Genomic DNA, 12,447 nt, shown 5'->3' with positions numbered 1-12,447 from the left:
ATATGTTGATTGGCAACTTCCTTAAAAATATTAAAAAAGAATTTAAAAATCATCAGTTTGGTGGTCTTAGTTTTAACAGTGAAGATTGTAAAAAGAATTATATTTTTTTTGCAATCCAGGGAACAAAATCAGATGGAACTAAATTCATAGACCATGCAATTAAAAAGGGTGCAACAGTTATTATTTCAGAGCAAAAATTTGAAGGTATTAAAAATAAAGTGTTATTTTTAAGATCAAAAAATGTAAGAAAAGTATTATCAGAATTATCATATAAGACAAAAAAAAATATACCTAAAAATTTAATTGCTGTAACAGGAACAAATGGAAAGTCATCAATTGCAGATTTTTATTTTCAGCTACTCAACTTAGGTAATAAAAAAGTAGCTTCTATTGGAACATTAGGAGTTAAGACAAAAAATAGTTTAAAGAAAGTTTCTAATACAACATTAGATCCAATTAAATTAAGCAAAATATTAAATAATTTAAAAAAACAAAAAATTGACAATGTTATAATGGAAGCTTCTAGTCATGGTCTTAAGCAAAATAGACTTGATGGTTTAAAATTTAATACTACGATTTTTACAAATTTGTCTCATGATCATTTAGATTATCACAAAACATTTAATGATTATCTCAAATCAAAGTTATATCTTTTTGAGAAGCTATTAAAACCTAGAGGAACTATCATCACCGATAGTAAAATTCCCGAATATAAAAATTTAAAAAGAATATCACTAAATAATAAATTGGATCTTCAGGCTTTATCAAAAAGTAATAATGGAATAGATATTTATTCTCATCAATTTAGGGATGATAAACAAATAGTTGAAATTAAATATAATCAGAAACATTATAAATTACAAATAAACTTAATTGGTAAAATTCAATTAAAAAACTTATTTATGGCAATGCTTGCTGCTAAAAAAAGTAATTTAAAATTTGATCAAATAGTTAAATTAGCTTCAAAAGTAAAATCAGTAATTGGTAGGTTTGAAAAAATTGGAACTTTAAAAAATAATTCAAAGGTTATTTTAGATTATGCCCATACACCTGATGCATTAAAAACTTGTTTGACTAATTTGAAAGAACAATTTGAAAATAAAAGAATTTTCATTGTATTTGGATGTGGTGGTAATAGAGATAAAGACAAGAGACCCATAATGGGAAAAATAGCCAATCAATATTGTGACAGAGTTTATTTAACAGACGACAATCCAAGAGACGAAAATCCAAAAAAAATAAGACTAGCTATTAAAAAAACTATTGATAAATCAAAAGTTTTTGAGATTTCAAGCAGGTCTAAAGCTATTCATAAGGCTATATTAGACTTAAAAACTGGTGATATCTTAGTTATTGCAGGCAAAGGTCATGAACAGACACAAGATTATGGAAATTTTGTAAACAAATTTTCTGACAGATTAGAAATACTTAAGAATATTAAATTAAAAAATAAAATTCTTTCAACTAATATTAAAATAAATATTTTAAAAGAAATCAGCAACTCTCCCCAAATTAATTCAAATATAAAAATAAAAAATGCATCAATTAATTCAAAAACAATAAAAAAAAATGACATATTTTTTGCAATAAAAGGAAATAATAAAGATGGAAATCTATATGTTAATGAAGCTTTCCAAAATGGTGCATCATTAGTAATAGCTAACAATCAAAAAAAATCTAAAAAAAAAATTGTAGTAGATGATACATTGCAACTTTTAACAGAGGCTTCATCAAAATTAAGAGAAAATTTATCTAGTAAAATTATATCTATAACAGGCAGTTGTGGAAAAACTTCTCTTAAAGAATTATTAGGAAAAACTTTAAGTAAGATTAGTAATGTAACTTATTCACCAAAATCTTTTAATAATAAATTTGGTGTACCATTAAGTTTATTTAATCTAAAAAAAAATGATGAATTTGGTATTTTTGAGATTGGAATGGATAAAAAAGGTGAGATTGATTATCTATCAAAAATTATCAAGCCTGATGTGGGTGTTATTACAAATATTTCCTACGCACATATTAAAAATTTTAAAAACATTCATCAAGTAGCTTTAGCAAAGTCAGAAATTATTAATAATATAAAAACAAATGGAATTCTTGTTTTAAACCAAGATGACAGATTTTATAATTTACATAAAAAAATTGCCAAGAAAAAAAACATAAATATTTTTACATTTAGTTTAAAAAATAAATCAGCAAATATTTATCTAGAAAAAATAGTTAAAGAAAAATCTAAATACAAAATATTTGTAAATGTTAATAAAAAACAAATTTATTTTTATGTAAGATTAATTTTTGAAAATAATTTAAAAAACTTATTAGCCACAATTGCAATTATATCAATTTTTAAAGATACACAAAAATTAGAAAAAAATATATTTCTTGATTATGAGATAGCAAAAGGCCGTGGTGATATTATAAAAGTTAAATTAAACAAAAAGAGTATTTACATTGTAGATGAAAGTTATAACTCTAATCCATTGTCATTAAAGTCTGCTATAAAAAATTTTGATGAATTAAAAATTGATAATTCTAAAAAAAAATTAATACTGAGTGACATGTTGGAGTTAGGAAATTATTCAAAGAAACTACACTTAGAGGCTGGCAAAGAAATTAATAAAACTTCTCTTAAAAATATTAATGTAGTGGGCAAACATATTTTACATACTTATAAAAACCTTGATAAGCACCGAAGAGGGGTCATTTTGAAAGATAAGTCTAAAATAATTGATTTGATTAAAAATGATTTAAATAATAATGATTATTTAATGATTAAGGGTTCAAACTCTACCGGACTTAACAATCTAGTTAACAAATTAAAAACTGGAAAGTTTAATGCTTTATAGTCTTATTACTCAATTAATTGACCAATATAGTTTTCTAAATGTATTTAAGTATTTAACTTTTAGAACGGGCCTTTCGATGTTTACATCAATGTTTGTAGTTTTATTAATTGGCACTCCTTTTATTAAATTTTTTTCAGCAAGAAAAATATTAAATCCAATAAGAGATGATGGTCCTACCGAACATATCGTTAAGAAAATTGGAACACCAACAATGGGAGGTGTTTTAATTTTACTTGGACTTTTTTCAGGAATATTACTTTGGGGTGATTTATCAAATTACCATATATGGTTTTTGTTATTTATTGTTTCAGGGTTTGGGCTATTAGGTGCATATGATGATTATAAAAAAATTAAGTTTAAAAATTCATCTGGTGTTTCATTTAAATTTAAGATTATTTCTCAAATTTTAATAGCCATTGTTGGAATTTATGGTTTAACTCAATTATCTCAAAACACTGAACTTACAAATTTATATTTTCCTTTTTTTAAAAATTTAATTATTAATCTTGGATGGTTTTTTATTCCATTTTCAATTTTTATAATTGTTGGATCCTCCAACGCAGTTAATTTAACAGATGGTTTAGACGGCTTAGCAACGGTGCCAGTGATATTAGTTGCAGCATGTTTTGCATTTATTAGTTACGTAACGGGCAATATTGTATTTTCTGAATATTTAAATATTCCCTATCTTGAAGGTATGGGGGAAGTTTCAGTTTTTTGTGGATCAATTATAGGAGCTTGTTTAGGATTTTTATGGTTCAATGCTCCACCTGCTAAAATATTTATGGGTGACACTGGTTCATTAGCATTAGGTGGATCTTTAGGGGCAATTGGTATTATTACTAAACATGAGATTGTTTTAGCAATAACAGGAGGGTTATTTGTACTAGAAGCTGTATCAGTTATAATCCAAGTATTTTCATTCAAACTTACAGGTAAAAGAATTTTTAGAATGGCACCTATACATCATCATTTTGAAAAAAAAGGTTGGGCAGAATCAACAGTTGTAATTAGGTTTTGGATTATATCAATAATCTTAGCAATGATTGGATTAGCGACATTAAAACTTAGATAATGTTAAATCTAGAAAAAAACTTTTTAAAAAAAAGAATACTGATATATGGTCTGGGTAAAAGTGGTCTATCCACTTATAGTTATTTAAAAAAAAATAATATTATTAGTTTATATGATGACCGAATAATTACTAAAAAAAATATAAAAGATACTTACACAACATACAAAGAAATAATTAAAAAAAAATTTGACTGTATTATAATTAGTCCAGGAATAGATATTAATAATTGTAAATTAAGTAGATTTTTAAAAAAAAATCATAAAAAAATTTATACAGATTTAGACATTTTTTATAGTCGATATGCTTTTAATCAAAAAATAACTATTACAGGAACAAACGGAAAATCAACTACTGCTAAGCTTTTGTATGATATATTAAAGGATCAAAAAAAAGATGTTCGTTTAGTTGGCAATATAGGAAACCCAGTTTTACTTGAAAAAAAGATCAAAAAAGACACTTTATTTGTAATAGAAGCTTCATCCTATCAACTAGAATACAGCAAGTTATTTAAAACAAATATATCTTTAATCTTAAACATTTCACCAGATCACCTCGAAAGACACAAGACTATAAATAAATATGTAAGTGCTAAATTTAAATTAATAAAAAATCAATCTAAAAATGATATTGCAATTTTAAATACAAAAAATTTTTATATTAAAAGAAAATTAAAGCAAAAAAAATTTGCACCATCAATTTTGAAAATAGAAAAATATGTAAGTGATAGGTTTATTAAAAAAATTGATAATCATTATTTTGATACAGATGGTAATAAAGAAAATTTGACATTTGTGCTTAAGGTTTCAAAGATATTAAAGTTAAAGAATAACTTGCTATTAAAATCATTAAAAAATTTTAAAGGACTAAGTTTTAGACAAGAAATAATTCATAATTCTAAATTTTTAAAAATTATTAATGATTCTAAAGCAACAAGCTTTTCTTCATCAGAAAGATTATTGAAATCATTAAAAAATATTTATTGGATAATAGGTGGTTTACCTAAAAAAGGAGATAAATTTCTACTTAAAAAAAACGATTGTAAAAAGATCAAATTATACATTTTTGGTAAAAATCAAAAATTTTTTATTAATGAATTAAAAAATAAGATGGCGTTTAAATCATTTTTAAATTTAAAGAGTCTAATTGCTAAGGTTTTTTTAGATATTAAAAATGAAAATAATTTTATTAAAAAGACAATTCTTTTTAGTCCAGCCTCTGCATCATTTGATACTTTTAAAAACTTTGAAGAAAGAGGTAGATATTTTAATAAACTTATTAAAAATTATATAAAATGATAAATAATAGCTCGCTCAACTCAATATATTATAACTGGTGGAAAAATATAGATAAAACAATTTTTTTATTGATAATAATTTTATTTAGTTTGGGTTTATTTTTTTCTTTAGTTTCAACTTCATTAATTGCTTCTGATAAATTAGATACAAATAATTATTTTTTCTTTTTTAAACATTTGGTATATATTTTCATTGGCTTGTTGACCTTAGTGTTTTTCTCTTCTCTAAGTGAAAAGAATCTTTTTAGATTCTCTATTTATCTTTTTTTTATTACTTTATTTTTTTTATTTTTAGTGCCAATTTTTGGTACTGAAGTTAAAGGATCAAAAAGATGGTTAAATCTTTTTTTTCTTCCTCAATTTCAACCAATTGAATTACTAAAACCATTTATAATTATTTTTGTGGCAACAATTTTATGTAGTGAAAAAAATTATAATATTTATATCAAATACTTATTGACTATTATTTCTATTATCCCAACTGGGTTACTATTAATAATGCAGCCTGACATCGGACAAACACTTTTGGTGTTTTTATCGTGGGCAATATTAGTTTTTGTATCTGGCATAAACTTATTATTCATTTTATTATTTATAAGTCTTTCTATTATAAGCCTGCTATATGTAGTTTTTTTTATCCCAAAATTTATTTATATTAAAAGCCGTATACTCTCTTTCTTCAACCCTGATGGTGGAACCCATAATTTTCAATCTGATAAAGCTATAGAAGCAATTAGTAGTGGTGGCTTTTTTGGTAAAGGAATAGGAGAAGGTACCTTAAAAACAAGAGTTCCAGAGGCTCATACCGACTATATAGTTTCAGTTATCTCAGAGGAGTTTGGTGTTATTGCAATAATATTTTTATTAATTTTATTTTTATTTCTTATTTACTCTGTTTTTAAAAAAATTTATTTAGAAAAAAGCGAAAAAAATAAATTAGTGCTAACTGGAGCAATAAGTCTAATAATTTTTCAAGCATTAATACATCTTGGCGTGAATATAAGACTATTTCCCACAACTGGAATGACATTGCCATTTTTAAGTTATGGGGGTTCTTCAATTATAGGAGTTTCTATATTATCTGGAATAATTTTAAATTTAACAAAAAGAAAAATTAATTAAATGAATAAAAAAATACTAATTAGTACTGGCGGATCAGGAGGTCACGTTATACCCGCAACCATAATATATAAACATTTAGAGGGCAATTTTGATGTTTCAATGACATCTGACTTTAGGGGTATCAAATTTTTAAACAAAGATGAGTACAATTTAAAAATATTTAATGTGAGGCCAATTTCAAAAAACTTATTAATAATACCACTTGATTTTATTTTTATGATATTTTTGATTTTTAAATCAATTTCTTTTTTAAGAAAAAATAAAATTGATACATTAATTTCGACAGGCGGATACATGTCACTACCCTTATGCTTAGGAGCTAGAATTTTAAATATTAAGCTGTTGTTATTTGAACCAAATATGGTTTTAGGTAGATCAAACAAATTTTTTTTAAGTTACTGTCAAAAAATATTTTGTTATTCTAATAATATCAAAAAATTTCCTATTAAATTTAAAAATAAAATTAAAGTAATTCCAACATTATTAAGAAAAAATTTTTATAATAAGAGAGATTACAATAAATCCTTAGATACAATTAATTTGCTTATAATAGGTGGTAGTCAAGGAGCTAAAATATTTGATGATTTAGTTAAAAATGCAATTATTGAATTAGCAAAAAAATATAAACTAAAAATTTACCAACAAACTAGTTCTATTAACTTTGAAAGTTTTAAAAAAACTTACGAAGATAAGAATATTCAATGTGAATTATTCAATTTTAACGATGATGTCATAAATTTTATGCAAAAAGCAGACCTGTGCATTACTAGAGCAGGAGCATCAACATTAGCTGAGTTAAATTTTACTGAGACTCCATATTTAGCAATACCTTTGCCAACTGCGAAAGATAACCATCAATTTGAAAATGCACATTTTTATAATAAACTTGGCTTTAATTGGTTGTTAAATCAAAAAGAAATAGATGAGAAAACATTACTCAATAAACTAATTAATATTATTGATAATAAAGAAGAATATCTTGTTAAAAAAAAGAACATGAAGGATTTTAACTATGAAAACACATGGAATAATATAAATCTGAAAATTATATCTGTTATTAATGAAAATTGAATTAGCTAAAACTGAAATTATACATTTTGTTGGTATAGGGGGTATTGGAATGAGTGGCCTTGCACTCATTATGAAAAGGATGGGATTTAATGTTCAAGGGAGTGACGTCCTTGGAAATAAAAATATTGAAAGATTAAAAAAAGATAAGATCAAAATTACAATTAGTCATACTAAAAAAAATATAGCAAAAGCAACAATTGTTGTCATTTCGTCAGCTATTAAAAATAATAACCCTGAATTAATTGAAGCCAAACTAAAACAATTACCTATTTATAAAAGAGGAGAGATGTTGGCAAATATAGTCTCTTTAACAAAAAATATAGTTGTTACCGGTTCACATGGAAAAACAACAACTACATCTTTATTAGCCTCAATATTTTCAAAGACAAAATTGGACCCAACAATTATTAATGGAGGTGTCCTTAATGCAATAAAAAATTCTGCAAAACTAGGTAAAAGTGATTGGTGTATATTAGAAGCTGATGAGTCAGATGGTAGTTTTATACATGTGCCACCAACTTATTCTATAGTAACAAATATTGATCGTGAGCATATGGATTTTTATAATTCAATGAAAGATCTTAAAGAATTATTTATAAAATTTATCAATAAGGTCCCTTCGTTTGGGAAGTCTTTTATTTGTATAGATGACAAGAACAATAAAGATTTATTAAGTAAATTAAAAATGAAGAATTATTATACATATGGAACTGATAATAAATCAAATTTCTATATTAAGAATATAAAACAAGAAAAAGAATATTCTCAATATGATTTAGCTATAAATTTGCCAGGAAAAAAGAATTTAACTATAAGAAAAATTAAATTACCATTATTAGGAATTCACAATATTAGAAACTCTACAGCAGCAATTGCTGTGGCAGTAACAATAGGAATATCACAAAATATAATCAAAAAAGGATTAAAAGAATTTAAGGGTGTTCAAAGAAGATTTAATAAAATTTTTACACATAGAGAAACTAATTTTTATGATGATTATGCCCATCATCCAACTGAAATTAGAGAAGTATTAAATGGTGTGCGAGCTGCTTATAAAAAGGAAGAAGTGATTTGCATATTTCAACCACACAGAATTTCCAGATTAAAAGATCTTAAAAAAGAATTCAGCTTATCATTTAAAAAAGCTGATGTTGTAATATTATGCCCTATTTATACCGCTGGAGAAAAAATAAAATTAGGTTTTAAATATAATAAGTTTGCAAAAGATATTATTAAAAATTCAAAAGTAAGATTGTTTATGGTTGAAGATCAGTACCAGTTAGCAAAATTTATTAAAAATACTATTTTTGGCAAAAAGATAGTTGTTGGTATGGGTGCTGGTACAATTTCAGCATGGATGAGACAATTACCAGAATTGATCTAATGAGCATTGAAGAAATAAGAAAATTTTCTAATGAAATTAGTAGTAAAATTAACTTTGATTATGATTTAAAAAAGAGCAATTGGTTTAATATTGGTGGACAAACTAAAGTTTACTTTAGACCAGATAATTTACCTGACTTAATTTTGTTTTTAAAAAAATTTGGAGAAAAAGAAAAAATACATATTTTAGGTGCAGGTTCAAATACTCTTATAAGTGATGAAAAATTTGATGGTGTTGTTATCAAACTAGGAAAAAATTTTTCCAACATCTCTATATTACCAAATGATGTCATTATAGCTGGCAGTGCCTGTCTTGATAAAAAGCTTTCTGATTTTGCACTGAATAATGGAATAGGTGGATTTGAATTTTTAGCATGCATACCTGGTACTATAGGTGGTGGATTAAAGATGAATGCTGGATGCTTTAATAAAGAGTTTAAAGATGTGCTAGTATCAATCCAAGCAATTGATAAAAATGGACAGGTTTTTACAATACCAGCGAGTAAAGTTATATTTAAATACCGAAGCAATGATTTAAAAGAGGACTTAATTTTTTTAAGTGCATCGTTTAAAGGAACAAAAAAAAATAAAGAAGAAATAGAAAACGAAGTTATAGAATTAAAGAAAAAGAAAGATAAAGCACAACCAACAAAATTAAAAACAAGTGGTAGCACATTCAAGAATCCAATTGATCAAACTGATAAAAAGGTCTGGGAGTTGATAAAAGATTCTGTGCCACTAGATATAAGCTTTGGGGATGCTCATATTTCAAATAAGCACTGTAATTTTTTTGTAAATAAAAATAATGCTAGTTTTGAGGATATGAATAAATTGATTGAATTTGTTAAGACAAGTGTGGAAAAAAAAACTGGAATAGTGCTAGAAAAAGAAATTAAAATTTTAAAATAAAATGACAAAAAAAATCTTAATATTATCTGGTGGTATATCTAAGGAACGGTTAATTAGCTTAGATACTGGAAAGCAAGTTGCCAAAGAGTTAATTAAAAATGGATATAAGGTTTTAATTAGTGAGCCTGATAAAAATCTTTCAAAGAATATCACTTCATTTAAACCAGATGTTATTTTTAATGCGCTACATGGACAATTTGGTGAGGATGGATACATTCAAGCAATTTTAGAGACTAAAAAAATTCCATACACACACTCAGGTGTAATTGCATCATCAATAGCAATGGATAAAGAAATTTCAAAAAAAATTTTTATAAAAAATAAAATACTAACTCCAAAATATATTAAATTTAATCATAAAAAAAATAAACTTAACATTATAAAATTAATTGAAAAAAATTTAAAATTCCCTGTAGTAGTAAAACCTATAAATGAAGGGTCTAGCGTTCATGTATATATTTGTGACAAGACCAATATATTAAAAAACTTAAAAGTATTAAAAAGTTATAATGAAATATTAATTGAGGAATTTATACCAGGTAGAGAAATCCAAGTTGCAATAATGAATAATAAATCACTTGGTGCAATTGAACTTGAGCCTAAAAGAAAGTTTTATGATTATGAGGCAAAATATAATTCTAGTGCTAAGACAAAGCACTTAATTCCTGTAGATTTGAGTAAAAATAATCTAGCTAAAATTACTGGCATAGCAAGAGCAGCTCATAAAATTATAGGCTGTAAAGGTGTTACAAGATCTGACTTTAAATTTTTTAACGGGAAGTTTTATTTGTTAGAGATTAATACTCAGCCTGGAATGACTAAACTTTCATTAGTCCCTGAGATTGCAAAACATAAGGGTATAAGTTTTATAAAATTAATTGAATGGATTTTAAAAGATGCATCAATCAATAGGTAAAAAAAATAAAATAATAATTTATTTATTATTTTTATTCATTTTAAGCACTACTAGTGCAAAATTTATAAACGATCAAAAAAAATTATCTTCATCAATAACTAAAATAAACATTACAGGTCTTTCTGAGAGAAAAAATTTGGAGATCTTAGATAACCTTAATAACCTTTTATACAAAAGTATATTTGTCATTAATGAAGAAGAAATAATAAAAATTTTAGAAAAACATAATATTATACAAGAGTTTAATATAAAAAAAATTTACCCATCAACACTTAACATTAAAATTAAACCAACTAAATTAATTGCTCGAGTTTCTAATAATAGTCAATATCTAGTAGGTGCCAATGGTAAGTTAATTGAAGATAAAAGTAACAATGAACTACTCCCATACATTTTTGGTGAATTTAATTCTCAAGATTTTTTATCATTTAAAAAAAATATTGAAAAATCTATGTGGTCTTTTTCAAATTTAAAAGAATTATCTTTTTTCCCATCAGGTAGATGGGATATTTTAACTGATAAAGATATTTTGATTAAGCTACCACAAGAACATATTGTAGCGTCATTAAACTTATCTAAGGAACTTATCAATAATGATAATTTTAAAGATTTTAAATTTATTGATTTGAGAATTAAAAATCATTTAGTTGCTAAGTAATGAGTGATAAAAAATTTCAAATAATAATTGACTGTGGTTCTTCAAAAATAAGAGCAGGTGCATTTAATGAGGAAAGTAAGAATAATCCTTTTTTTATTGAGAGTAATTTTTATACAGAGCAATTTAATCTTAAACCAGATATTCAAAAAATTATTGCTTCGCTAGAAAAATCCACAAATGAATATATTGATAATATAGATTTGATGATAGATAGTTCAAAAACGATTTCTGTTGCAATTTCTGTATTTAAAAAAATTGAAGAACTGAAATTAAGACAAGATGATATCATATTTTTAATTCAAGAAGCAAAGCAACAAATAAAAAAATATTATTCAGATTATGATATTGCACACATAATCATAAATAATTATAAAATTGATAATGTTGATTATTCTGAGTTACCAGATGAAATCGATTGCCAATTTATATCGCTAGACATTATTTTTATCTGTCTTCCAAGTGAATTAGTCTTTAGCTTTAAAAATATTTTTTCAGAATTAAATATATCAATTAATCAAATAATTTGCTCTAGTTATGCAAAATCAATCAATTATAAAAATAATTTAAATTTAACAGGAGAGGTATCTTTCATTGATATTGCTTTTAAAAAAACATCAATTATTTCCTTTTATAATGATAAATTAATCTTTTTGGACGTTCTGCCGATAGGTGGAAACCATATTACTAAAGATATTTCTCTACTTTTAAAAATTGATATTAATGAAGCAGAAAAACTTAAATTAAATTTTGAAAAAAATAACGAACATACTGATAATCCAAATTTTTCTTTGGAAATGTTACAAAAAATAGCTTTTGCTAGAACGGAAGAGATTCTTGAATTATGTGATAAATCTCTTGTCTCAAATGCAAAGGTAAAGACCCAATCTAAGATGATACTGATGGGAGAAGGATCAAAAATTTTAGATAATAAATTTAAAGATAAAATTTCATTTTCTAAAGATATTGATTTTTTAGAGGAAACCCTAGGTGATGTTTGTCAATCTGGGTACAAACTAAGAAAAATGTATGACAAACAAGAGGTTGTAGTTGTGCCAAAAAAACAAATAAAACAAGGTTTTTTTGAAAAACTTTTTCATTTTTTCAAATAGACTAGTATTTTCTCGTAACATTTGTTGTTTTTCTAAATTTAAACCAATTATTTATAAGAAT

Annotated in this window: 10 protein-coding genes; all 10 read left to right on the top strand. The window is 24.7% G+C overall.

Features of this window, described 5'->3' with window-relative positions; genetic code table 11:
* Positions 1 to 2: 2 nt before the first annotated feature.
* From murF to AC5SL9_RS05080, 10 genes are read left to right on the top strand one after another with little or no spacing between them, the layout of a single operon-like run.
* On the top strand, positions 3 to 2,849 hold the full coding sequence (gene murF, locus AC5SL9_RS05125) for a bifunctional UDP-N-acetylmuramoyl-L-alanyl-D-glutamate--2,6-diaminopimelate ligase MurE/UDP-N-acetylmuramoyl-tripeptide--D-alanyl-D-alanine ligase MurF (RefSeq protein ID WP_494573912.1): 2,847 nt from the start codon (positions 3 to 5) through the stop codon (positions 2,847 to 2,849).
* Positions 2,839 to 3,924 carry a phospho-N-acetylmuramoyl-pentapeptide-transferase gene (gene mraY / locus AC5SL9_RS05120; protein ID WP_006997881.1) on the top strand — a complete coding sequence of 362 codons (1,086 nt, stop codon included), beginning with the start codon at positions 2,839 to 2,841 and terminating at the stop codon, positions 3,922 to 3,924. Before murF ends, mraY begins: the two co-directional genes overlap by 11 nt.
* Positions 3,924 to 5,219, top strand: a complete 1,296-nt coding sequence (gene murD / locus AC5SL9_RS05115; protein ID WP_006997882.1) for a UDP-N-acetylmuramoyl-L-alanine--D-glutamate ligase — start codon at positions 3,924 to 3,926, stop codon at positions 5,217 to 5,219. Before mraY ends, murD begins: the two co-directional genes overlap by 1 nt.
* Positions 5,216 to 6,340 (top strand): FtsW/RodA/SpoVE family cell cycle protein, encoded by a 1,125-nt coding sequence (locus tag AC5SL9_RS05110; RefSeq protein ID WP_006997883.1) that lies wholly within the window; start codon positions 5,216 to 5,218, stop codon positions 6,338 to 6,340. Before murD ends, AC5SL9_RS05110 begins: the two co-directional genes overlap by 4 nt.
* The gene (locus tag AC5SL9_RS05105; protein ID WP_494573911.1) at positions 6,341 to 7,411 is read left to right on the top strand and encodes a UDP-N-acetylglucosamine--N-acetylmuramyl-(pentapeptide) pyrophosphoryl-undecaprenol N-acetylglucosamine transferase; all 1,071 of its coding nucleotides are present in this window, start codon (positions 6,341 to 6,343) and stop codon (positions 7,409 to 7,411) included. It abuts the gene before it with no gap.
* Entirely contained in the window at positions 7,401 to 8,795 is a 1,395-nt protein-coding gene (murC, locus tag AC5SL9_RS05100) for a UDP-N-acetylmuramate--L-alanine ligase (RefSeq protein WP_018414343.1), read from the top strand. Before AC5SL9_RS05105 ends, murC begins: the two co-directional genes overlap by 11 nt.
* Positions 8,765 to 9,703 (top strand): UDP-N-acetylmuramate dehydrogenase, encoded by a 939-nt coding sequence (murB, locus tag AC5SL9_RS05095; RefSeq protein ID WP_018414342.1) that lies wholly within the window; start codon positions 8,765 to 8,767, stop codon positions 9,701 to 9,703. Before murC ends, murB begins: the two co-directional genes overlap by 31 nt.
* A 1-nt stretch (position 9,704) precedes the next feature.
* Positions 9,705 to 10,619, top strand: coding sequence for a D-alanine--D-alanine ligase (locus AC5SL9_RS05090; RefSeq protein WP_018414341.1), 915 nt, complete (start codon positions 9,705 to 9,707; stop codon positions 10,617 to 10,619).
* On the top strand, positions 10,600 to 11,277 hold the full coding sequence (locus AC5SL9_RS05085) for a cell division protein FtsQ/DivIB (RefSeq protein WP_018414340.1): 678 nt from the start codon (positions 10,600 to 10,602) through the stop codon (positions 11,275 to 11,277). Before AC5SL9_RS05090 ends, AC5SL9_RS05085 begins: the two co-directional genes overlap by 20 nt.
* A complete protein-coding gene (locus tag AC5SL9_RS05080) occupies positions 11,277 to 12,386 on the top strand; it encodes a cell division FtsA domain-containing protein (protein WP_006997889.1) in 1,110 nt (369 codons plus the stop codon). Before AC5SL9_RS05085 ends, AC5SL9_RS05080 begins: the two co-directional genes overlap by 1 nt.
* Positions 12,387 to 12,447: the final 61 nt, after the last annotated feature.

It is taken from the genome of Candidatus Pelagibacter sp. PS_37 (assembly GCF_059417825.1).
The sequence above is the reverse complement of the archived record's forward strand: the minus strand, read 5'-3'. Positions and strand labels throughout refer to the sequence as shown.